The 23,541-nt window shown below is 60.4% G+C and carries 19 protein-coding genes; 2 read left to right on the forward strand and 17 right to left on the reverse strand.

Going from position 1 to position 23,541, the window contains the following annotated elements:
* Positions 1-7: 7 nt before the first annotated feature.
* The 16 genes from NTD87_RS16050 to dksA all read right to left on the reverse strand — a co-directional run bounded on the left by NTD87_RS16050 (position 8) and on the right by dksA (position 20,955).
* A complete protein-coding gene (locus NTD87_RS16050) occupies positions 8-304 on the reverse strand; it encodes a DUF2845 domain-containing protein (RefSeq protein ID WP_262115030.1) in 297 nt (98 codons plus the stop codon).
* 2 nt (positions 305-306) lie between these two features.
* A complete protein-coding gene (locus NTD87_RS16055) occupies positions 307-3,261 on the reverse strand; it encodes a DUF748 domain-containing protein (RefSeq protein WP_262114995.1) in 2,955 nt (984 codons plus the stop codon).
* Between the two features lie 94 nt (positions 3,262-3,355).
* Positions 3,356-4,372 carry a class I SAM-dependent rRNA methyltransferase gene (locus NTD87_RS16060; RefSeq protein WP_262114996.1) on the reverse strand — a complete coding sequence of 339 codons (1,017 nt, stop codon included), beginning with the start codon at positions 4,370-4,372 and terminating at the stop codon, positions 3,356-3,358.
* Between the two features lie 174 nt (positions 4,373-4,546).
* Positions 4,547-5,419, reverse strand: a complete 873-nt coding sequence (locus NTD87_RS16065; RefSeq protein ID WP_262114997.1) for an oxygenase MpaB family protein — start codon at positions 5,417-5,419, stop codon at positions 4,547-4,549.
* A gap of 70 nt (positions 5,420-5,489) precedes the next feature.
* Complete coding sequence (gene acs / locus NTD87_RS16070; RefSeq protein ID WP_262114998.1) at positions 5,490-7,427, reverse strand: acetate--CoA ligase; 1,938 nt, start codon at positions 7,425-7,427, stop codon at positions 5,490-5,492.
* A gap of 193 nt (positions 7,428-7,620) precedes the next feature.
* Positions 7,621-9,285, reverse strand: a complete 1,665-nt coding sequence (gene pgi, locus NTD87_RS16075; protein WP_262115000.1) for a glucose-6-phosphate isomerase — start codon at positions 9,283-9,285, stop codon at positions 7,621-7,623.
* Between the two features lie 243 nt (positions 9,286-9,528).
* Positions 9,529-9,909 carry an aspartate 1-decarboxylase gene (panD, locus tag NTD87_RS16080; RefSeq protein WP_003228271.1) on the reverse strand — a complete coding sequence of 127 codons (381 nt, stop codon included), beginning with the start codon at positions 9,907-9,909 and terminating at the stop codon, positions 9,529-9,531.
* Positions 9,910-10,124: 215 nt separating this feature from the next.
* Positions 10,125-10,985 carry a pantoate--beta-alanine ligase gene (panC, locus tag NTD87_RS16085; protein WP_262115001.1) on the reverse strand — a complete coding sequence of 287 codons (861 nt, stop codon included), beginning with the start codon at positions 10,983-10,985 and terminating at the stop codon, positions 10,125-10,127.
* Positions 10,982-11,782, reverse strand: coding sequence for a 3-methyl-2-oxobutanoate hydroxymethyltransferase (gene panB / locus NTD87_RS16090; RefSeq protein ID WP_262115002.1), 801 nt, complete (start codon positions 11,780-11,782; stop codon positions 10,982-10,984). The genes panC and panB overlap by 4 nt, the downstream gene beginning before the upstream one ends.
* Before the next feature lie 362 nt (positions 11,783-12,144).
* A complete protein-coding gene (folK, locus tag NTD87_RS16095) occupies positions 12,145-12,630 on the reverse strand; it encodes a 2-amino-4-hydroxy-6-hydroxymethyldihydropteridine diphosphokinase (RefSeq protein ID WP_262115003.1) in 486 nt (161 codons plus the stop codon).
* A 4-nt stretch (positions 12,631-12,634) separates the two neighbouring features.
* A complete protein-coding gene (locus NTD87_RS16100) occupies positions 12,635-14,038 on the reverse strand; it encodes a polynucleotide adenylyltransferase PcnB (protein WP_262115005.1) in 1,404 nt (467 codons plus the stop codon).
* A gap of 838 nt (positions 14,039-14,876) precedes the next feature.
* Entirely contained in the window at positions 14,877-16,316 is a 1,440-nt protein-coding gene (locus tag NTD87_RS16105) for a sigma-54-dependent transcriptional regulator (RefSeq protein WP_262115006.1), read from the reverse strand.
* Between the two features lie 22 nt (positions 16,317-16,338).
* Entirely contained in the window at positions 16,339-19,293 is a 2,955-nt protein-coding gene (locus NTD87_RS16110) for a sensor histidine kinase (RefSeq protein ID WP_262115007.1), read from the reverse strand.
* Complete coding sequence (locus tag NTD87_RS16115) at positions 19,277-19,453, reverse strand: hypothetical protein (protein ID WP_003176118.1); 177 nt, start codon at positions 19,451-19,453, stop codon at positions 19,277-19,279. The genes NTD87_RS16110 and NTD87_RS16115 overlap by 17 nt, the downstream gene beginning before the upstream one ends.
* A 77-nt stretch (positions 19,454-19,530) precedes the next feature.
* Positions 19,531-20,427 (reverse strand): tRNA glutamyl-Q(34) synthetase GluQRS, encoded by an 897-nt coding sequence (gene gluQRS, locus NTD87_RS16120; RefSeq protein ID WP_262115009.1) that lies wholly within the window; start codon positions 20,425-20,427, stop codon positions 19,531-19,533.
* Positions 20,428-20,511: 84 nt separating this feature from the next.
* The gene (gene dksA, locus NTD87_RS16125) at positions 20,512-20,955 is read right to left on the reverse strand and encodes an RNA polymerase-binding protein DksA (protein WP_123423639.1); all 444 of its coding nucleotides are present in this window, start codon (positions 20,953-20,955) and stop codon (positions 20,512-20,514) included.
* A 335-nt stretch (positions 20,956-21,290) separates the two neighbouring features.
* On the opposite strand from dksA, the gene NTD87_RS16130 reads away from it, so the two are divergent.
* Together NTD87_RS16130 and sfsA are read left to right on the forward strand one after the other, a co-directional pair.
* Positions 21,291-22,463, forward strand: a complete 1,173-nt coding sequence (locus NTD87_RS16130; protein ID WP_262115010.1) for a pyridoxal phosphate-dependent aminotransferase — start codon at positions 21,291-21,293, stop codon at positions 22,461-22,463.
* Entirely contained in the window at positions 22,463-23,176 is a 714-nt protein-coding gene (gene sfsA / locus NTD87_RS16135; RefSeq protein ID WP_262115011.1) for a DNA/RNA nuclease SfsA, read from the forward strand. The genes NTD87_RS16130 and sfsA overlap by 1 nt, the downstream gene beginning before the upstream one ends.
* On the opposite strand, the gene NTD87_RS16140 is transcribed toward sfsA, so the two are convergent.
* The gene (locus NTD87_RS16140; RefSeq protein WP_262115012.1) at positions 23,173-23,490 is read right to left on the reverse strand and encodes a Rieske (2Fe-2S) protein; all 318 of its coding nucleotides are present in this window, start codon (positions 23,488-23,490) and stop codon (positions 23,173-23,175) included. The two genes, sfsA and NTD87_RS16140, sit on opposite strands and share 4 nt — an antisense overlap.
* Positions 23,491-23,541 lie beyond the last annotated feature (51 nt).

Here is a 23,541-nt window from a genome sequence, read left to right on the forward strand (position 1 = left end):
CGTAACTTTAACTACCGCGTTTGCTGGTGATCTGCACCAAGCGGTTGCCTTCAAAGCGCAAGTATTGGTACATGCCGCTGTTCGGGCCGTAGGTCCATTCTTCTACCGGGAACTCTTCCCGGCGATTGGCGCTGCGTTTGTAGCCCAATGCATCACGCGCAACCGGCTCGCCACATTTTTGCAGCACTTCGCTGGAACGATCGCCGACGCTGATCAACTGACTCCCGCAGCGCAAGGTATCGGCCGCCGACGCCTGGCTGGCGGCAAGCGCCAGTGTCAGGCTGACAAGAAAGCGGCCGTTCATATTCACTCGGCGTCCAGGTGCATGGGCGTGACGACCCGGCCATCGCTTTCGGCCTGGCCCAGGTTTGCGTCGATGAAGTACACCCGATCATCGGCCAGTTGGGCTTTATCGACCAGGTAGTCCTTGATGCTGCTGGCACGGTGTTGTCCCAGTTCGCGCAAGAGCACATCGTCTGAAGCCCAGAATTTGATCACGCCTTCGTGCAGTTTGGCAGTGCGTTCTGCTTTGCCCAGTTGTGCCCATTCGGCCGGTGGCTGGGTTTTCAGGCGCGTGCGGTAGATGGCTTCGAGCAACGGGCCCTTTTCGCTGTCCGGGACTTCCAGCAAGGAGGCTTGTGCAGGGACTTTGTCGCCGCGACGCTGGAGCATTTTGTAGTAGTTGTACTGGTATTCACGTTCCAGTCGCTGCTCGGCAATCAGCGGGCCATCGCTGCTTTGGGCGGCGGTGCCTTCGATTTCCAGGCGCAGGGCCGGACGCTCCTTGAGCGCTTTGGCCAGGGTGTCGAGCGCCGACTCGGCGTTCTTGTTCAGCTCGCTGGAACCGGGGGCGAACGAGACGCTGCCCAGGTCCTCGGACCCGCCGCCGTTGATGAGCCCGCCAATGAACTTGAAGGGCGCCTCGGCCGCGCGCACGATCAGGTTGCGCAGGGTTTGCCAGATGATCGGCATCACGCTGAATTGTGGATTGTTCAGGTCACCGGTAACCGGCAGCTCGATGGAGATCTTGCCATCGGAGTCCTTGAGCAGCGCGATCGCCAGTTTCAACGGCAAGCTCACGGCGTCCGGGCTGTCGACTTTTTCGCCCAGTTGCAGTTGTTCCACGACCACTTTGTTTTCGGCTTTCAACTGGCCTTTGATGATCTGGTAGTGCAGGTCGAGATTGAGCCGGCCCTTGCGAATCCGGTAGCCGGCAAACTTACCGGAGTAGGGGGTCAGGGTGGTCAGTTCAACCCGTTTGAAACTGGTGGCGATATCCAGCGCCGCCATCGGGTCGAATGGGGTGACGCTGCCCTTGATGGTCACCGGGGCGTAGCGGTCGACCTTGCCTTTGATGTCGACAGCGGCGGGTTTGACCTGGCGGCTGTCGATGGTGCCGATCTGGCCGTTGAGTTGTTGAATGGCGGTGGCGAAGTTCGGTGTCAGGCTGAAGTCGGCGAAGTTCGCCGAACCGTCGTTGATGGCAATCGCGCCGATATGGATGCCCAGTGGCTTGTCTTTGCTCGCTGCAGGTTTTGCGGCAGCGGTTTTGGCACCGCTGTCGGCGGATTGCGGGATCAGCAGGTCATTGATGTTGGTGGTGCGGTCATCGTTGATCATGAAACGCACATACGGCTGTTGCAGGTTGATCTTGTCGATCGACAGGCTGTCGCCGTGCTGGTAGTTCAGGCCTTCGACAACCACTTGCTGCCACTTGAGGAAGTCGCGGGTTTTCAGGGTGTCCAGGGTGTGCAGTTGATCGACCTGAGCTCGGCCTGTGACGTTGAACGCCAGTGGCTCGGTGCTTTTCAGGTCGACTGCCAGATCGCTGCCGAGCATCCCGGAACGCAGTTCCAGGCGAATGAACGGGTTGATGTAGGACTGGGCGACACGCAGGTCGATGTCCTTGGTCTGGACCTTGAGTCTGGCGCTGATCGGCGCGAGGTTGACCTCGCCTTCCGCGAGAATCTTGCCTTGCTTGCCCAGGCCAGTATCGACTTTGAGGGAGAACGGCGAGCCATTGAGGCTATCGAAGTTCTTCACATCGACGTTCAGCGGGCCGAGTTCCAGTGCCACCGCAGGTTGGGCCTGACGGTCGGCCAGGTGCACTTGATAGTTGCGCAGCTCGACATCCTTGAGCAGCACTTGCCAGGGTTTGCTCGGCGCTGCTGGGTCGGGTTTTGGTTGCGGCGAGTCTGCAGCCGCCGGGGCTTTGGTTGACTCGGGTTTCGCAGTGGGTTTGGCCGGTTGGCTGGCGAAGAGTTTCTGCCAGTCGAGTTGGCCGTCGGCTTCGCGAGCGGCCCAGGTTTCGAGTTTCTGGCTGCGGATCTTGCCGACGATCACTTGTTGCTTGGCCAGATCGACTGTGGTCTCGCTGACGTCCAGACGTTCGAGGCGCACCAGCGGCCGGCCATCCGGGGCCTTGATGGCGAACGGTGCGATGCTCACCGAAGTGTTGTTCAGCAGCAGTTCGGTTCCCTTGTCCAGGTTGAGCTTGTAATCGGTGCTCAGGTTCAGGGTTCCGTCTTCGAGCACCAGTGGCAACGCATCACGCACGTAGGGCCACCAGGATTTCATCTTGCCGTCGGTGACTTTCAGTGTGCCTTCGGAGCTGATGGGCACCAGGCTGATGTGCCCGGTCCAGTCGATCCGGCCTCCCGCTGGGCCGACAGCGACCAGGGTCATGGCGGCGTTGTCGTCGGGCAGGGTACTGAGGTTGTTCAGTTCGAAGTCGAGTGTGTCGTACAGGAATTCGATCGGCTCGCTGGGACGCAGATCCTGGAAGTGCACATAACCACCGGCCAGATTGATACGGTCGATGCGCATCGGGAACGGTTTGGCGTTCGGGTCGGCGGGCGTCGGTTCACTGGCCGGCAACTTGAACAGTTGCGTGAGGTTCAGGCTGCCGTCCTTGTTGAACAGAATCTCGGTTTTCGGCTTGTCCAGCTGCACGTCGGCCAGGTGCAGTGCGCGGGTCCAGAGGCTATCGATTTGCAGGTTGGCGTACAGACGCTCGAAGGCGACCTGTTCTTTGCCCGGCTCACCGATATTCAGACCCCACACGGTCAGTTCAAGACTGAAGGGGTTGAGTTCGATCCGTTGAATGTGCGCCGGCACCGTCGCGTAGTTGGCCAATTGTTGATTGGCGACCCGCAAGGCGATGCCCGGCAAAATCAGAAACCCCAACAAGCTGTAAAGGGCGACAGCAATCAACAAGGCGCCGATGGCGCGAATCAATCCTTTGGGCATGTGCGGCTTCATCTATCTGAATCGGGAGTGGCTTGGAGTATGGCACGCGATTCTGGTTCCGAAGCAACCACCTTGGACAGCAATTGTCTGGTTTTTTCGCGAGAAGTCAGAGTTGCAGGATCAGCGTTTTCAGCGGTGGTTGCTGATCCATTGATGGAAAGTCACTGCCGGGTGCCAGCACTTTCCAGTCGCGCACCGGACGTCCGGCCTTTTCTGCACAGCGCAGCACCTGCTCACGCCAGTCGTCCATGCTGACTTTTGCCAGGTTGTTGCAGCAGATCAGTACGCCATCATTGGCGGTGGTCAACAGTGCCGGCTTGAGCAGGCTCTGATAGTCGCGCAGCAGATCGACGGTGCCAAATGCGCTCTTGGCCCAGGCCGGCGGATCGAGCAGGACCAGGTCATATTGACGCTGTTCCAGGCGCGGGTAACTGGGCAGCTTCTGCCCGCGGCGCTGACTGATCGGCAGGCCGGCAAGTTGGCGGATGGCCGGGAAGTAATCGGACTGTACGAACTGCATGGTCGACAACTGCGGGTTGAGCAGGCCGTTCTCACGGCCAACGGCCAGGTTGCCCTCGGCGAAATCCAGATTGCACACCTCGCGTGCCCCACCGGCCGCAGCGCAAAGACCGACGCCGCAGGTGTAGGCAAACAGGTTCAGCACGCTTTTGCCGACGCTGTGGTCCTTGACCCAGCCGCGGGCGTTGCGCAGGTCGAGAAACAGCAGAGGGTCTTGCCCGGCGTGGCGACCACGGACCCGGTAGTTCAGGCCCCATTCGTGGCCGACCAGGTCGGCAAGCGCGGCTTCGTCGGCACGGTAAACCGTATCTTCGCGGTCAATGCGCGAGTTACCGCGCGAGCGGTCGTTGTAGACCAGCAGGGTGTTCAGGTTGAGGTGCTGGTTGATGGTCGCGTGCAACGCGAGCAAGTCCTCGCGTTCCAGCGACTGGTGAAAGCTTTGGACCAGCAGTTGCGGGCCGTAACGGTCGATGGTCAGGCCGCCGGCGCCTTCCTGGCTGCCATGGAACAGCCGATAGCAGTCGGTGCCTTGCGAGTGCAGCTCGGCGAGCAAGTCTTGGCGATGATCGAGAGCGGCGCGCAGCGCCTGATTCAAGGAAGACATGGACGCGCCTTGCTGGGGAATTTGGCGCGAGAGTTTAACAGCTTGGGGCTAAACCGAGGTGCTGCTATCGCGAGCAGGCTCGCTCCCACAGAAGATTTTTGTTGGTTGTACATTTTATGTACAACACAAAACCAATGTGGGAGCGAGCCTGCTCGCGATGCTTTGAAGCTTTTTTCAAGTCAGCAGGCCCATACGACGTTTGGCGCGCTGTATCGAACCATTGCGCACCGCCCAGCGCAGCATCGGCGCACTGCGATTGACGCTGGCGCGAATCAGTTTGCGTTGCAACGGATTCTGGCTGACGCCAAGCATGTCACTGGCCCAGTCGGGCAGCAGGTCGATGCCCGCTTGCATCATCAGCCCGCCGAAGGGTTTGGCCAGGAGGCTGGGGGACGGAGCGTTCAGCAGCAACCGCAGCACTTCGCGGCTGCGTTCATCGCAGAGCAGTTGTGGGCGAATTCGCTCAAGGTACTCGGCGACTTCCCGCCGTGAGCGCGGAACATCACGAGCGCCCAGTCGCTCGGCGACCAAGGCGATCTCGTCGTAGTAACGGTCTTGATCGGCAAGCGAAAGGTTCGGGTTGCGGTAGCGCAAATGGGCCGCGAGGAAGTTGCTGACTTCGGCCACATGCACCCAGGTCAGCAGGTCCGGATCGCTGGCGGCGTAGGGGCGGCCATCGGGCGCGGTGCCGACCACTTGCAGATGAATGGTGCGCACTTTTTCGATCAGCCTGTCGGCGTCCTGACGCGAGCCGAAGGTGGTGGCGGAGATGAACTGCCCGGTGCGGCGCAGTCGACCGAGCATGTCTTCACGAAAGTTCGAGTGGTCCCAGACCCCGGCCAGTGCCAACGGGTGCAGGGCTTGCAGCATCAAGGCGCTGATGCCGCCGATGAGCATGCTGCTGAAGTCGCCATGCACTTGCCAGCTCACCGAGTCGGGGCCGAAAAGGCCGGGATCGCCCTTGGGGTTTTCCAGGTCGAGCGTGCCCAGCGAAAGGCCGGACAAGCTCATGATCTGGGTTTCGATGCGGCTACGAATGAATTCCATGGCAACTCGGTGGCAACAGCATTAAAAGGTGCGCGGCCAGTGGCCGCGCCTGGGTGACTCAATCATTGGCTCATTGGTTCAGGCGCTTGTCGATCAGCCCGGCGACTACGCTGGGGTCGGCCAGGGTCGAGGTGTCACCGAGGCTGTCGAGTTCGTTGCAGGCGATCTTGCGCAGGATGCGCCGCATGATCTTGCCCGAACGGGTTTTCGGCAAGGCCGGTGCCCATTGAATCAGATCGGGTTTGGCGAAACTGCCGATTTCCTTGCTGACGTGGGTCAGCAGTTCTTTCTTCAACTCGTCATCAGGCTCGATGCCGTTCATTGGCGTCACAAAGGCGTAGATGCCCTGGCCCTTGAGGTCGTGGGGGTAACCGACCACCGCCGCCTCGGCGATGCTGTCATGCAGCACCAGCGCACTTTCGACTTCGGCGGTGCCTATGCGGTGTCCAGAGACGTTGATCACATCATCGATGCGCCCGGTGATCCAGTAATCACCATCCTCATCGCGCCGCGCGCCATCGCCGGTGAAGTAGTAGCCGGGATAGGGTTTGAAATAGGTGTCGACCATGCGTTGCGGGTCACCGTAGACGCTGCGGATCTGCGCCGGCCAGCTTGATCTGATGGCGAGCACACCGCTGCCGGCACCACTGATTTCCTTGCCTTGCTCGTCGAGCAACACCGGTTGTACGCCGAACATGGGGCGGGTCGCGCAGCCGGGCTTGATCCAATGCGCACTGACCAGCGGGCTGAGCATGATGCCGCCGGTTTCGGTCTGCCACCAGGTGTCGACAATCGGGCAGCGCTGCTCGCCGACCGCGTTGAAATACCAGTCCCAGGCTTCCGGGTTGATCGGCTCGCCGACACTGCCCAATAGTCGCAGACTGCTGCGTGAGCTGTCCTTCAAGGGGGCCGGGCCTTCACGCATCAAGGCCCGCAGGGCGGTCGGCGCGGTGTAGAAAATGTTCACCTTGTGCTTGTCGATAACGTGCCAGAAGCGCGAGCTGTTCGGGTAGCTCGGCACGCCTTCGAAGATCAGTGTGGTCGCGCCGTTGGCCAGCGGGCCGTAGACGATGTAGCTGTGGCCGGTGACCCAGCCGACATCGGCGGTGCACCAGAACACTTCGCCGTCGCGGTAGTCGAACACGTACTTGAAGGTCATCGCTGCTTGCAGCAGGTAGCCGCCGGTGGTGTGCAGCACGCCCTTGGGTTTGCCGGTGCTGCCGGAGGTATAAAGGATGAACAGCGGGTCTTCGGCGCCCATCGGTTCTGGCGGGCAGTCGTCGCTGACGTCGCGCAGGGCCTGGTGATACCAGAGGTCGCGGCCCTCGACCCAATTGACATCGCCCTGCGTGTGCTCGACCACCACGACGGTGCTGACGGCCGGGCAATTGATCAGGGCTTTGTCGACGTTCTGTTTGAGCGGAACATATTTACCGCCACGGATGCCTTCATCGGCAGTAATCACGGTGCGGCAGTCGGCGTCGAGGATCCGGTCACGCAGGGAATCAGGGGAAAACCCGCCAAAGACCACCGAGTGCACGGCGCCGATGCGCGAACAGGCGAGCATCGCGTAGGCGGCTTCAGGGATCATCGGCATGTAGATGCACACCCGGTCGCCTTTTTTTACGCCACGGCTTTTCAGCACGTTGGCCAGGCGGCAGACGGAGTGATGAAGTTTCTGGTAGGTGATGTGCAGCGATTCGGCCGGGTCGTCGCCTTCCCAGATGATCGCGGTCTGCTCGCTGCGCTGGGCGAGGTGGCGATCAATGCAGTTATAGCTGACGTTGAGCTGAGCACCGGCAAACCAGTGCGCCGCGCCGGTGTTGATGTCCGTTTGTTGAACGCTTTGCCAAGGGGTGGACCAGTCGAGGAAGCGCTTGGCCTGTTCGGCCCAGAAGACGTCGGGTTGCTCGATGGATTGGCGGTACAGGCGCTGGTAATCGTCCTGACTCAGTTGCGCAGCCCGGCGGACGGCATCGGCGTTGGGGAACGTGCTGATATCGAACATGACGGTTCCTTATTCTTGTATTGCACAAGTGATAAAGATGCGCCGAGTGACCAACGGGTTCAAGTCATACGCTAAACGACTGTGGGAGCAAGCCTGCTCGCGATAGCGTCGGGTCAGTCAACATCAATGTTGAACGACAAACCGCAATCGCGAGCAGGCTCGCTCCCACTGGGGAACAGTGAGGACTGTCAGATCAACCGCGGTGACGACCGCGGAAGTAGTTGATCAGACCCTGGGTCGACGCGTCTTCTGCCGGGGTTTCTTCGCTGCCGACCAGGCGGCTGTAGACGCCTTTGCCCAGTTCCTTGCCCAGCTCCACGCCCCATTGGTCGAAGGCATTGATGCCCCAGATCACGCTCTGCACGAACACCTTGTGTTCGTACATCGCGACCAGCGCGCCGAGTCGACGCGGGCTGATGCGCTCGACCACCAGGGTGTTGCTCGGGCGGTTGCCCGGGATCACCTTGTGTGGCGCGAGTTTTTGCACCTGGTCCTCGCTCATGCCTTTTTCACGCAGCTCGGCTTCTGCCTCGGCGTGGGTCTTGCCGAGCATCAGTGCCTGGCTTTGCGACAGGCAGTTGGCGTACAGCCACTGGTGGTGGTCGGCAACCGGGTTGAAGCTGACGATCGGCACAATGAAGTCCGCCGGAATCAGCTGGGTGCCTTGGTGCAGCAACTGGTGATAGGCGTGTTGACCGTTGCAGCCGACGCCGCCCCAGATGACCGGGCCGGTATCGGTGGAAACCGGCGTGCCGTCCTGGCGCACGCTCTTGCCGTTGGATTCCATATCCAATTGCTGCAGGTGCTTGGTGATGTTGCGCAGGTAGTGGTCGTACGGCAGGATCGCATGGCTCTGCGCACCCCAGAAGTTGCCGTACCAGACGCCCAGCAGTGCCAGCAGCACCGGCATGTTCTGTTCGAATGGCGCGCTCTGGAAGTGCTGGTCCATGGTATAGGCACCGGACAGCAGTTCCTTGAAGTTGGACATGCCGATGGCCAGGGCAATCGGCAAACCGATGGCCGACCACAGCGAGTAACGCCCGCCCACCCAGTCCCACATCGGGAAGATGTTCTCTTCGCGAATACCGAAGGCCACGGCCGCGGCGTTGTTGCTCGAAACGGCGATGAAGTGGCGATACAGCTCGGCTTCGGAGCCACCCTGAGCCAGGTACCAGGCGCGTGCGGCCTGGGCGTTCTTCAGGGTTTCGAGGGTGTTGAAGGACTTCGACGACACGATGAACAGCGTGGTCTCGGCCCGAATCTTCGCCGACAGTTCGTGGAATTCACTGCCGTCGATGTTCGCCAGGTAATGGCAGCGCACGCCTTTCTGGGCGTAGGACAACAGCGCTTCGGACACCAGCTCAGGGCCGAGGAACGAACCACCGATACCGATGTTCACCACGTCAGTGATCGGCTTCTCGGTGTAGCCACGCCACAGGCCGTCGTGAATGCGTCCGACCAGCTCGGTGATCTGGTTCAGTACCTTGTGCACGTCGGGCATCACGTTGACGCCATTGACCGACAGCTTGTCGCCCACCGGGCGGCGCAGGGCGGTATGCAGCGCAGGGCGGCCTTCGGAGGCGTTGACGATTTCGCCGCTGAACAACGCCTTGATTGCGTCCTGCAAGCCGACTTCGTTCGCCAGGCCCACCAGCAGATTACGGGTTTCGGTGTTGATCAGGTTTTTCGAGTAATCCAGAAACAGCCCGCAGCTGCTCAGGGTGAATTGGGTGAAACGCTGCGGGTCGGCATTGAACGCTTCGCGCATGCTGAAATCCTGCATGGCTTGGCGGTGATCATTCAGCGCCTGCCAGGCTGGCAGAGCGGTAACGTCTTGAGGAGTGCGGTAGTACGCCATCGCTGCGGGTTTCCTTTTACTTGAACTGCCTTTAGGACACTGAAAAGCCCGGAATGTCCTGTTCGATGACAGACACTTTCCGGTCGAACTGCGAGTAAACGATAAAATAGCGCAGGGCGATTACAGTAAACCTCGCGGTGTGATCTGTCTTGGCTTTGTCTGACCTGTGGCCGGTACTTTTTTGTACCGGCGCGTCGGTGAGCCAGGCAGGCGGGTTTTCAGTGCACAGAGTACGGGGTGGGTTCAGGCGACCTGAACCGGGATGGCATTGCTGGTGTGGCTCAGCTCGTTGCCGGGCGCCATGTAGAGCATGCGCGGTTTGAAATTGAGCAGTTCGGCTTCGCTGTAATGAGCGTAAGCGCAGATGATCACCCGATCACCGACCTTGGCCTTGTGTGCGGCAGCGCCATTGACCGAGATCATGCGCGAGCCTTCTTCGCCGCGGATGGCGTAGGTGGTGAAGCGTTCGCCGTTGTCGACGTTATAGATCTGGATCTGTTCGTACTCACGGATTCCGGACAAGTCCAGCCATTCGCCGTCGATGGCGCAAGAGCCTTCATAGTCGAGCACTGCGTGGGTAACTTCGGCGCGATGCAGCTTGGCCTTGAGCATGATGGCGTGCATGTATGTTTCCTTGGGCTGATCCGAACCGCGGCAGTTTGCCCGAAGCCTTTGAGGCCGGCAATACAACGTGAAAAACCGACTGCAAACTACAAAAAACAACGCAGATCCACTGTGGGAGCGAGCTTGCTCGGGATGGCGTACTGACAGTCAACATATCTGTCGAGTGTTGGATCGCTATCGCGAGCAGGCTCGCTCCCACATTTGTCCTGCGGTGTTCAGGCTAGCGCGTCGAGGTTCAGGTGCAGGTTGTCGATCAACCGGGTCGTGCCCAGGAAAGCGGCTACCAGGATCACCAGGTCACGGTCATCCGCGGTCGCTGGACGCAGGGTCAGCGCGTGGCGTATTTCCAGGTAATCAGGACGCAAACCGGCCGCCGTGAGTTGCTCGATCTGTCGGGCCAGGAGCGTCGGGTAATCGCGTTCTCCCTGTTTGATTGTCTCGGCGATTTCGCTCAGCGTGCGATACACCACCGGCGCGATGGCCCGCTGTTCTTCGCTGAGGAAACCATTGCGCGAGGACAGCGCCAGGCCGTCGGCGGCCCTTACCGTGGGTTCGCCAATGATCTGGATCGGCATGTTCAGGTCATGCACCAGCGCGCGAATCACCGCCAGTTGCTGGAAGTCTTTCTGGCCGAAGATCGCCAGGTCCGGCTGGACCATGTTGAACAGCTTGCTGACCACCGTCGCCACACCTTCGAAATGCCCAGGGCGGCTGGCGCCACACAGGCCTTCAGAGAGCTGCGGAACGCTGACGCGGGTCTGGCCGGCCATGCCGTCCGGATACATTTCCTCGACTGTTGGCGCGAACAGCAGATGGCAGCCGGCTTGCAGCAGTTTCTCCTGGTCGGCGGCCAGGGTCCGCGGGTACTTGTCGAGGTCTTCGCCGGCGCCGAATTGCAGCGGGTTGACGAAAATGCTCGCGACCACAAAGTCCACCCGTTGGGCAGCCTTGGTGACCAGCGCTACGTGGCCACTGTGCAGATTGCCCATGGTCGGCACGAAGCCGATACGTTTGCCTTCGCTGCGGGCGCGGGCTACGGCGGCACGCAGTTCGCGTACGGTTTTGACAGTGTTCATGCAGAGAATCCGTGTTCAGCGCCAGGGAAGGTCACCGCTTTGACTTCGCTGACGTAAGCGCTCAGGGCGGCGTGAATGCTGTCCTTGCCGGCCATGAAGTTCTTCACGAACTTCGGCGAGCGGCCGGTGAGCGACAGGCCGAGCATGTCGTGCAGGACCAGCACCTGACCGTCGGTGGCATTGCCTGCGCCAATGCCGATCACCGGAATCTTCACCGCTTGAGTGATTTCGTGGGCCAACTCGCTCGGTACACACTCGAGCAGCAGCATCGCCGCGCCGGCCTGTTCCAGGGCAATCGCGTCGGCACGCATCTGCCGGGCCTGGTTTTCATTGCGGCCCTGGACTTTATAGCCACCCAGAATGTTCACCGACTGCGGCGTCAGCCCCATGTGCGCGCACACCGGGATACCGCGTTCGGCCAGCAGACGAATCGAATCGGCCAGCCACAGCGCGCCTTCGACCTTGACCATGTGTGCACCGGCCTGCATCAACAGGGCACTGTTGGTCATCGTTTGTTCGAGGGTGGCATAGGCCATGAACGGCAGGTCAGCGAGGATCAAGGCGTCGGTGTTGCCACGCTTGACCGCCGCGACGTGGTAAGCCATTTCCGCGGTGGTCACCGGCAGGGTGCTGTCGTGTCCTTGCAACACCATGCCAAGGGAGTCGCCCACCAGCAACACTTCAACGCCCGCCTCATTGCAGGCGTGGGCGAAGGTGGCGTCGTAGCAGGTCAGCATGGTGATTTTTTCACCCTTTTGCTTGAGGCTCTGCAGGGTGGTCAAGGTAATAGCGGGCATGTAAGGGATCCTCATTCAGGCGCTTGGAAAACTACTGCGAGTAACGCGCGTGATTCTTCATTTACTCAGGCGCACGGTCTTGTGTTGTGCTTGAAAAGCCTGGATTGCGCCCTGTAGTGCCGGGTTGGCGGCAGCGGGACGCCTATAGTCGTGAGGAGAACTCGGGAAGTCAATTGGGTGTGTTACCGCAATGTTACGCCGTTGGTGTTACCGGCGTTACTGATGCGATTCAGCAGGTTCTGCAGGAGCAACACCGACCAATGTGGGAGCGAGCCTGCTCGCGATAGCGGACTATCAGCCAACATTTTCGTTGAGCGTTCAGCCGCCATCGCGAGCAGGCTCGCTCCCACAGGTGATTTATGTCAGGTCTGGGGGAGGCGTTCCAACCCGACAAACGGACAAGCGGCGAGCAGCTCGTGCAGGTGACGGCCGTCCGCCAGTTGCAGGTCCGCTGGCGCCAGTTCGGCCAGCGGGTAGAGCACAAAAGCTCGGGCCTGCAGGTGGTAGTGGGGGACTTTGAGGCGGGACTCGTCGATCAGTCGATTGCCGAACAGCAGGATATCCAGATCCAGTGTGCGCGGGCCCCAGCGCTCATGGCGCTCGCGGCCCTGGTCGATTTCGATGGCTTGCAGCGCATCGAGCAGTTCAAGTGGCGCAAGCGTGCTGTCGAGCGCGGTGACCGCGTTGGTGTAACGCGGCTGACCCGGCAGCAAGGAGTCGCTTTGATAGAAGGTCGAAACTCCCACCAGCGCTGTCCGGGGTAACTGCGCGAGTGCTTCAACGGCGCTGCGCAGTTGTTCCACCGGGGCCGCGAGGTTGCTGCCCATGCCAACGTAGATGCGTTCCATAGACTTACTCGCCCGACGTACTCGGTGCGCCAGCAGCGCGTTTGCGCTTGGCACCACCGCTGCGGCGGCGTTTACGCGGCGCACCACTGGCACCGTCGTCCTTGCCGCTGAGGTCGCGGATCATGTCACGGCGTTCGCTTTCGTTGGCGTCCTGATAGTCAGTCCACCATTCGCCCAGACCGTTGGTCTGTTCGCCAGCGCTCTCACGCAAGAGCAGGAAGTCGTAACCGGCACGGAATCGCGGGTTGTCCAGCAGCAGGTCGGCACGTTTGCCGCTGCGCCGTGGCAGGCGTTCCTGCATGTCCCAGATCTCGCGGATCGGCATGGTGAAACGTTTTGGAATCGCGATGCGCTGGCACTGCTCGCTGATCAGTTCGTGAGCTGCTTCCTGCATGGCCGGAATCGGCGGCATGCCACGGTCCTGCAAACGCAGGACGCGGGCCGGCAAGGCTGGCCAGAGCAGGGCGGCGAACAGGAACGCGGGCGTCACCGGTTTGTTCTGCTTGATCCGCAGGTCGGTGTTGATCAGCGCTTCGCTGATCAAGGTGTGGGTGTAGGTCGGGTTGTGTTCCAGTGCTTCGGAGCTGGCCGGGAACAGTGGATCGAACAATTGCAGGTCGACCAGCATCTCGAAGGTGTCTGCGGCATGGCCCGAAAGGAACAGCTTCAACACTTCTTCGAACAGCCGTGCCGACGGGATCTCGCGCAGCATTGGCGCTAGGCCGCGGATTGGTGCGGCCGAGTGCTTCTCGATGCCGAAGTCCAGCTTGGCGGCGAAACGCACCGCACGCAGCATCCGCACCGGGTCTTCCTGGTAACGCTGAGTCGGGTCGCCGATCAGTCGGATCAGGTGATTGCGGATATCGTGTACGCCGTTGGCGTAGTCGAGAATGCGCTCGCTGACCGGATCGTAATACAGGGCGTTGATGGTGAAATCGCGGCGTTGCGCGTCTTCTTCCAAGGTGCCGTAAACGTTGTCGCGCAGAATGCGCCCGCTTTCGTTACGCGAGGACTGGTTGCTGTCTTCCTCTTCGTCGTTTTGCGGGTGATTGGCGCGGAAGGTCGCGACCTCAATGATTTCGCGGCCAAAATGGATGTGCACCAGTTTGAAGCGGCGACCGATGATCCGCGCATTGCGAAACTCGGCGCGAACCTGTTCCGGCGTGGCGCTGGTGGCGACGTCGAAATCCTTGGGGGTAATGTTGAGCAGCATGTCGCGCACACAGCCACCGACCAGGTAAGCCTGGTAGCCGGCGTTCTGCAGGCGTTCGACGATGTTCACCGCATAGCGGCTGAACTGAGCCCGTTGCAGCGAGTGTTGGCCGCTGTTGAGCACTTCAGGCGTGCTGCGAATGTGTTGCGTACGACGCAAGGGAGAACGGAATGACTGGAACAGCTTCTTCAGCATGGGATGCACTGTTTGAAGGAATGTTCGGCCAAAACGAAGAATGACCGCATGATGGGCGGGGATTCTAGCATTTAGTCGGGGGATGGTGTAGGAAGCTGCGCGGATCTCCGTAGCAGCTGTCGAGCCTGCGAGGCAGCGTTCGGCGGCGAAGCCGTCGTAGAATCTGAGATTGCGGTCTGTCAGGCAGTGAGAGGTGTATGCATTTACGACGGCTTCGCCGCCGAACGCTGCCTCGCATAGCTCGACAGCTGCTACAAGGGCCATACGCCAGAAACCACAAGGGGAGCCGAAGCTCCCCAAGAAGTAGTTGCGTGCTCTATTTTTATTTTTGGTTTCGGGCTTCTTGTTTTTGTGTAACGCCCTTGCCATGAAGTTTTTCTTCATGGCCCTCCCAATCGGGAGTCAAGAGCAAACGGATTGCTTTGGTCGCTGTGTTGCAATGATCTGTGTGATCCAACCAGTTCAGGCTCTGCCTTAGGGCAGTTTTTGTTGTTCTCGGCCTGGTTGCGGGGCAAGCCCCAAATACAACGCCTCTCCAAAAGAATCAGTTAGCTACGCCTCTCGCCGTCTTGTTTTTATTGTGCGTGAGTCGATACGTCTTATTTTTATTGTCTTGTACATTGCTTGTTATTGTTCTTGTACCAAACATATAGCAGGCGCCGTGCCAACTTTTGCTAACCCCAGCAAAACAAGGGGTTAGGTGTCTTGATTGCTTTTTTTTGAGCCAAAAAAAGCCGGGGCTTCGTTACCGTAAGCCCCGGCTTTTGTTACGAGATAAAGCTGCGGTAACAGTTTTTTCACACTTTCATGTGTGACTCGCACACTCGACAGGTGACGTTCAGCTCTCGCTGGCCACACCGGTCTTGCGCCGCGGTATGCCCAGGCGCTGACGGCGTTCCCACAGGCATTTGCGACTGACTCCGAGTTTGCGAGCCAGTTCGGTTTCGGTCATGTGATCCTGGTGTTCGAGGACGAAGTGCTGGAAGTAGTCTTCCAGTGACAGGTCTTCGGTGGGCTCGTGGCTGGTGTTACCGGCGCTGCCCTGTTGCGGTGCCAGGCCGATGAACTCGTCTTCTTCCAGGTCACTGAGCTCGATGTCGATGCCCAGCAGCTCGGCAGAGATTTCCGGGCTCTCACAGAGGATGACGGCGCGCTCGACGGCGTTTTCCAGTTCGCGCACGTTACCCGGCCAGGAGTAATGGCGAATCGCCTGATCGGCGTCAGGAGCGAATTTCAGGTCAGTGCGATTCACGCGCGCACTCTGGCGGGCGAGGAAAGCATTGGCGATTTCGTTGACGTCCGCGCCACGCTCACGCAGAGCCGGCAGCTTCAGGGCAATGACGTGGAGACGGTAATACAAGTCCTCACGGAACTGGCCGATCTTGGCCAGGCTCTTCAGGTCACGGTGGGTTGCGGCGATCAGGCGTACGTCGACCTTCTGCGATTGCACCGAGCCCACGCGGCGGATTTCACCTTCCTGCAACACGCGCAGCAAACGCGCCTGGGCTTCAAGTGGCAGTTCGCCGATTTCATCGAGGAACAGGGTGCCGCCGTCGGCGGCTTCAACCAGACCGGCGCGACCGGCGCTGGCACCGGTAAACGCGCCTTTCTCGTGGCCGAACAGTTCGGACTCGATCAGGCTTTCCGGAATGGCTGCGCAGTTCACCGAAATCATCGGTGCCTTGGCACGCTTGGACAGGTTGTGCAGGGCGCGGGCCACCAGTTCTTTACCGGTGCCGGATTCGCCCTGAATCAGCACATTGGAATCGGTTGGGGCGACTTTACGGATTTTGCCGTACAGGTCCTGCATCGGTGGGCAGGAGCCGATGATGCCGATTTCGCCATTGCTGTTATCGACGGCGGACTTCGCCGAGCCGTTGGTTGCTTTGCCGAACGCAGCAGGCTCACCCACGGAGCCTTGCGCCGATTGCCGGTCGCGCAGGATCCGCGCCACGGCCTGGAGCATTTCGTCGTGGTCGAAAGGCTTGGCGATGTAGTCCACCGCGCCCATCTTCATCGAGTCGACCGCCGAGCGCAGGCTGGCGTAGCTGGTCATGATCAGCACCGGCTTGCCCTGGCCCAGCTTGATCAGTTCGGTGCCCGGTGCGCCCGGCAGGCGCAGGTCACTGACAATCAGGTCGAACGTGGGAATGCTGAAGCGTTCTTGTGCTTCCTGCACTGAACCGGCTTCGCTGACCTGGTACTGGTTACGTTCCAGCAGGCGGCGCAAGGCGGAGCGGATAATTGTTTCGTCTTCGACGATCAAAATGTGCGGCATTGATTCGATTCTCTCGACGGTCTCAGTTCACAGCGGACGTCGCTTCGACATGACGCGGTAAGGTCACCCGGATACGGGTGCCGCGTTGGCTTTGAGTGTCAGCCGGGCTGTCGATGGTGATTTGTCCATAATGCTCTTCAACGATGGAATAGACCAGTGCAAGGCCCAGACCGGTGCCTTCGCCAGGATCCTTGGTGGTGAAGAAAGGTTCGAACAGTCGGTCCATGATGTTCGACGGGATACCGCTGCCCTCGTCTTCCACGATCAGATCGATCGTGTGTTCGTTGGCTTCACTTTTTACCCGTACCGCGCTGCCGGCGGGCGATGCGTCGCGGGCGTTGGACAGCAGGTTGATCAGCACCTGGGCGAGCCGCTGCGGGTCGCCATCGACCCAATGCTCGGGATCGCACAGGTTAAAGAATTGCACTTCGAAGTTGCGGCGGTTAAGCGCCAGCAGACCAATGGCGTCCTGGGCGACTTCGGCCAGGCAGACCGGTTCGTCATTATGCTGGTGGCTGCCGGCGTGGGCGAAGCTCATCAGCGACTGAACGATGCGTGACACGCGCTTGGTCTGTTCGAGGATTTGCCCGCTGATTTCCTTCAGCTCGCTGTCTTCTTCGCGCTCTTCGCGCAGGTTCTGCGCCAGACAGGCGATACCGGTGATCGGGTTGCCAATCTCATGGGCCACGCCGGCTGCCAGCCGACCGATGCTCGCCAGGCGCTCGGAGTGCACCAGTTTGTCTTCGAGCATCTGGGTTTCAGTCAGGTCTTCGACCAGCAAGACCAGGCCGCTGTTACCGGGCGCGAGCGGTTCGTCGATCGCTGCTTTGTGCAGGTTCAGCCAGCGTGTCTGGCCATCCAGCGCCAAATGCTGTTTGTGCAAGTGCTCGTCCGGCAGGTTGATGAAGCCTTGCAGCAGTTCTTTCCACGGCTCGCCCAGGGTGGCCAGTCGCGAACCGACCACACGCTGTGCGGCGATCCCGGTCAGCTCCTCCATGGCTTTGTTCCACATGAGGATTTCCTGATCCTTGGCCAGCGAACAAACGCCCATCGGCAGTTCTTGCAAGGTCTGGCGGTGATAACGGCGCAGGGCATCGAGTTCGGCGGCAAGGCCGGTGAGGCGCGAGTGATAGTCCTCGAGGCGGCTTTCGATGAAGTGAATGTCTTCGGTGACGTAGTTTTCGCCGCCGGCCTTGTATGGCAGGAAGGTTTCGACCATGTCCTGTGCCACGCTCGGGCCCATCAGGCCGGAGAGGTTAGCTTCGATTCGGTCACGCAAGCGCCGCAAGGCGTACGGGCGACGTTCATCGAACGGCAGATAAAGGTCGCGCAGTGCCTGTTCGACTTCCTTTTGCGCGGCTTTGGCGCCCAGCGGTTTGGCCAGTTGGGTGGCGAATTCCTGGGGTGAGGCGGCGTGCAGCTCGCGGCGTTGCGGGCGACGCACATTGTCCACCGCGCAGGCTTCGGCGGCGCTGGCCTCTTCGGTGCTGGCGTTGGTGAACAACGAGATCAGCGTGAACATCAGCACGTTGGCCGCCAAGGACGCGATCGCTGCCATGTGCCAACTGGTGTCGTCGAGCACGTAGATCATGTTCAGCAACGGAATATAGAAGCCCTGCAGATTGCCTACCAGCGGCAACAGCATGGTCACTAGCCAGACCAGAATCCCCGCCAGCAAACCGGCAATGAAGCCGCGACGGTTGGCGGTCGGCCAATACAGGACGGACAGTACACCGGGCAAAAACTGCAAAGTGGCAACGAACGCGACGATGCCCAGGTTGGCCAGGTCCTGCTCGGCGCCCAACAGCAGGTAGAAACCATAACCGGCCATGATGATCGCGACGATCAGGGCGCGGCGGGTCCATTTCAGCCAGCGGTAGATGTTGCCTTCGGCGGGTGGCTGATAGAGTGGCAGCACCAGATGGTTCAAGGCCATCCCGGACAGCGCCAGGGTGGTGACGATGATCAGGCCGCTGGCGGCTGACAATCCGCCGACGTAGGCCAGCAGTGCCAGGGCCTTGCTGTTGGCGGCGATGCCAATGCCGAGGGTGAAGTATTCCGGGTTGGTGGTGGCGCCGAGTTTCAGGCCTGCCCAGAGAATCAGCGGCACGGCCAGGCTCATCAGCAGCAGGAACAGCGGCAAGCCCCAGCTCGCACTGACCAGCGAGCGCGGGTTGAGGTTTTCGGTGAAGGTCATGTGGTACATGTGCGGCATCACGATCGCCGAGGCGAAGAACACCAGCAGCAGCGTGCGCCATGGACCTTCTTGCAGCGGCGTGTGCAGGGCGGCGAGGGCGGTCTGGTTTTGCAGCAACCAGACTTCCAGCTGTTGTGGGCCGTCGAACACGCCGTACAAGGCATAGAGGCCGACGCCGCCAATGGCGATCAGCTTGATCACCGATTCAAAGGCAATCGCGAACACCAGGCCTTCGTGTTTCTCCCGGGTCGCGATATGCCGCGAACCGAAGAAAATCGTGAACAGGGTGATCAGCGCACAAAAACTCAGGGCGACCCGATGCTGCACCGGCTCATGGGTGAGGATGCCAATCGAGTCGGCCACCGCTTGAATCTGCAGCGCCAGCAACGGCAACACGCCGATCAGCATGAAGATCGTGGTCAGCGCGCCGGCCCAGGTGCTGCGGAAGCGAAACGCAAACAGGTCGGCCAGCGAGGAAAGCTGATACGTGCGAGTGATCTTCAGGATCGGGTACAGCAACACCGGCGCCAGCAGAAACGCCCCGGAGACACCTAGATAGCTGGACAGAAAGCCGTAGCCGTACTGATACGCCAAACCGACCGTGCCATAAAACGCCCACGCACTGGCGTAGACACCCAATGACAAGGTGTAGGTCAGCGGGTGGCGAATGATCGCCCGCGGGATCATTCCGCGCTCACTGATCCAGGCGACGCCGAACAGCACCGCAAGGTAAGCGGCGCTGATCAGGATCATCTGGGTCAGGCTAAAGCTCATCGGCATCTTTTTGGCTCTGCAGGATGAAGGTCACGACGATCAGAATCAGCCACAGCAGATACGGGCGATACCAGGCGCCAGTGGCGTCGATCCACCAGTCCATGATGGCGGGGGAGAACAGATAGATCCCCACTACCAGGAGCAGGACCAAGCGATAGATGTACATCCCGGCCTCTCTTTATTGTGTGTGTGCCCGAAAACGTGCGGCGATGGTAACGGATGGGCGCCAACCTGCAAGCTTAGTCAGCGTAATTGCGCTTCGGGCAGTGTCAGTGTGCGCGGGATCAACGTCGCATCCCAGTGCCTGATGCCCCAGTTCAGTACTTCCCCGGGGCTGGCGTCGTCGAGTTCGTGGCCGGGGTTTTGCCCCAGTGCGCGCAGGGCACGCAGCAACAACGGTGTTGCCTGGTCTTCGGACAACGGCGGCGAGCGGTAGGACTTGCCGAGCTTGTTGCCGTCCGGCTGGGTAATCAGCGGCAAATGCAGGTAGCGCGGTTGTGGCAGGTCGAGCAGTTCTTGCAGGTACAACTGGCGCGGGGTGGAGTCGAGCAGGTCGGCACCACGAACGATATCGGTAATGCCTTGCCAGGCATCATCGAGCACCACTGCCAGTTGATAGGCGTAGAGCCCGTCGCGACGGCGAATCACGAAATCTCCAACCTCACGGCCCAGGTGTTGGCGGTACTCGCCTTGCACCCGGTCGATGAAGTGATATTCCAATTCAGGGACGCGCAAGCGGATCGCCGCGTTTTTGCTGGCGTGGCCGGCATTGCGACACAGCCCTGGATAAATCCCGTGATAAGGCGCCAGTTGTTTGCGCGAGCAGGTGCAGGCGTAGGCCAGGCCATGGTTGAACAGTTGATTCAACACCTGCGCGTAGGCGTCGTGACGGTCGCTTTGACGGACCATTTCGCCATCCCATTCGAAGCCGTAACTTTCCAGAGCCCTGAGGATCGCTGCCTGGGCGCCGGGCTCTTCCCGAGGTGGGTCGAGGTCTTCCATGCGCAGCAGCCAGCGGCCGCCGACCGAACGGGCGTCAAGGTACGAGGCCAATGCCGCGACCAGCGAGCCGAAGTGCAGGTGTCCACTGGGGGTGGGAGCGAAGCGCCCGATGTAGGCTTGGGATTTAATGGCAGTCATGGGCGCGATGTTAATTGAAAGAACAAAACAGTCAGAAACAAAAACGGAGCGTTCGCACGCTCCGTTCTTCATTCAAGTCGATGCTTACTTGCCGACTTGCTTTTCCTTGATTTCTGCAAGGGTCTTGCAGTCGACGCACATGTCGGCGGTAGGGCGGGCTTCCAGGCGTTTGACGCCGATCTCGACACCGCAGGATTCGCACCAGCCGTATTCTTCGTCTTCGATCAGTTGCAGGGTCTTGTCGATTTTCTTGATCAACTTGCGCTCGCGGTCGCGGGCACGCAGTTCAAGGCTGAACTCTTCTTCCTGACTGGCACGGTCGGCCGGGTCGGGGAAGTTGGCCGCTTCGTCCTTCATGTGATCAACAGTACGGTCGACTTCCTGCATCAAGTCCTGTTTCCACTTGTTCAGGATCTTGGTGAAGTGAGCGCGCATGGGCTGACCCATGTATTCCTCGCCCTTCACTTCTTTGTAGGGTTCGAAGCCGCTGATCGACTGGTTTTGCTGTTGCTTTGCTTGGGTGGGCATGAAATGGACCGCCTCTACTCTTGTAATCCATTGCGCAGGATTGCTCCATCACCGACACCTGCCGGCCCTGCGGCTGCAAGCGGGCGAACTTACCAGATCAAATCGGAGCGCGCTACTCCCGGATGTCGAGGCTGCGGCCCGTAAGGCTTGCAAATGTTTGCAAAGCCTTGTCTGGTGGCTCTGGAGACCTGGTCAATTATTGATTTTAGTCAATCTTGAGCCTTACGCATGAGCTCATTTATATAGGTTAACCCGGGGTTGTGACGCTTTAGATTCTCGCTCGTTCCTGCGCTTGGGTAGAATCAATTCTTTTCCCCCCGTTTGAAGGAAGGCTAATGGCTCAGCCCTACAGTGCGCGCAGCCGCGCTATCGAACCTTTCCATGTCATGGCATTGCTGGCGCGCGCCAATGAGTTGCAGGCGGCCGGGCACGACGTGATTCACCTGGAAATCGGCGAACCGGACTTCACCACTGCCGAGCCGATCATCAAGGCCGGTCAGGCGGCGCTGACGGCGGGGAAAACCCGTTACACCGCGGCTCGCGGCATTCCAGAACTGCGTGAAGCCATTTCGGGGTTCTATCAACAACGTTACGGGTTGAGCATCGACCCGCAGCGCATCCTGATCACGCCGGGCGGTTCTGGCGCGTTACTGTTGGCCAGCGCCTTGCTGGTCGATCCAGGCAAACACTGGCTGCTGGCCGACCCGGGTTACCCGTGCAACCGGCATTTCCTGCGCTTGGTGGAAGGCGCGGCGCAACTGGTGCCGGTCGGCCCGGACGTGCGCTATCAACTGACGCCGGACCTGGTCGAGCGTTACTGGGACCAGGACAGTGTCGGCGCGTTGGTCGCGTCACCGGCCAACCCGACCGGGACCATCCTGACCCGCGATGAGCTGGCCGGGTTGTCCGCCGCGATCAAGGCGCGTCACGGCCATCTGGTGGTGGACGAGATTTATCACGGCCTGACCTACGGCACCGACGCCGCCAGTGTGCTGGAAGTCGATGACAGCGCGTTTGTGCTGAACAGTTTCTCCAAGTATTTCGGCATGACTGGCTGGCGTCTTGGTTGGCTGGTCGCCCCTCTGGCGGCCGTCGGTGAGTTGGAAAAACTTGCGCAGAACCTTTACATCAGCGCGCCGAGCATGGCTCAGCACGCGGCGCTGGCCTGCTTCGAGCCAGACACCCTGAGCATTCTCGAAGAACGCCGGGCCGAGTTCGGGCGCAGGCGCGATTTCCTGCTGCCGGCCTTGCGTGAACTGGGTTTCGGGATCGCCGTGGAGCCGGAAGGCGCCTTCTATCTGTATGCGGACATCAGTGCCTTTGGCGGTGACGCGTTTGCCTTCTGCCGGCACTTTCTGGAAACCGAACACGTCGCTTTCACCCCGGGCCTGGATTTTGGTCGGTATCAGGCCGGTCATCACGTGCGGTTTGCCTACACCCAAAGCCTGCCGCGCTTGCAGGAAGCGGTGACGCGGATTGCCCGTGGTCTGCGGAGCTGGCAAGGCTGATGCACTTCAATCCTCCTCTTGAAGAAGGTCGGCTGATTCGTCGTTACAAGCGCTTTCTCGCCGATATCGAAACCGTTGGCGGCGAGTTGCTGACCATTCACTGTCCCAACACCGGGTCGATGTTCAACTGCATGGTCGAGGGCGGGCAGGTCTGGTTCAGCCGCTCCAACGATCCGAAACGCAAGTTGCCCGGCACCTGGGAGATCAGCGAAACCCCGCAAGGGCGGCTGGCCTGCGTCAACACGGCGCGGGCCAATACCTTGATTGAAGAGGCGCTACGTGGCGGTTTGATCACTGAGCTCAATGGTTTTACCGGGCTCAAGCGTGAAGTGCCGTATGGCCAGGAAAACAGCCGCATCGATTTTCGTCTCGACTACCCGAGCGGCCCGGCCTTCGTCGAAGTCAAAAGCGTCACGCTGGGCTTCGACGGTTCAGCCGTTGCAGCGTTTCCGGACGCGGTGACTCAGCGCGGCGCCAAGCACTTGCGCGAGCTGGCGTGTCTGGCGCGGGACGGCATCCGGGCGGTGCAGTTGTATTGCGTGAATCTGACCGGCATCGACGCGGTACGCCCGGCCGAGGAGATTGATCCGGGTTACGCGGCCGCGCTGCGTGAGGCGAAAGCGGCCGGTGTTGAAGTGTTGGCGTACGGCGTGAGCCTGACCTCGCATGAAGTGCGCGTCGACCGTCGGCTGGAGGTGTTGCTCGGTGCTTAAGGGTTTATCCAGATTCCCTGGCTGTCTTCGCGACACGCCAGGGCACTGAGGGACTGCCCGGCGCAAGGGCCGGCCACGCATTCACCGCTTTCGATCAGAAACAGCGCACCATGGGTGGCGCACTGGATCAGGCTGGCACTGGGGTCGAGAAACTGGTCGGGGTGCCATTCCAGTCCGACGCCGCGATGCGGGCAGCGATTTTCATACACATAGACCTGGCCTTCGCGGCGCACGGCAAACAGCTTTTGGCCGTCGATCTCGAAACCGCGGCTGCTGGCATCGACCAGCTCGGCGCTGGTGCAAAGAAACTTCATGACTATCCTCAAGTGCCGAGAGCTCTAGCCTCTGGCGGTTATGCGGTGCGT

The sequence above is a fragment of the Pseudomonas sp. 6D_7.1_Bac1 genome, assembly GCF_025465945.1.
Classification (GTDB): Bacteria; Pseudomonadota; Gammaproteobacteria; order Pseudomonadales; family Pseudomonadaceae; genus Aquipseudomonas.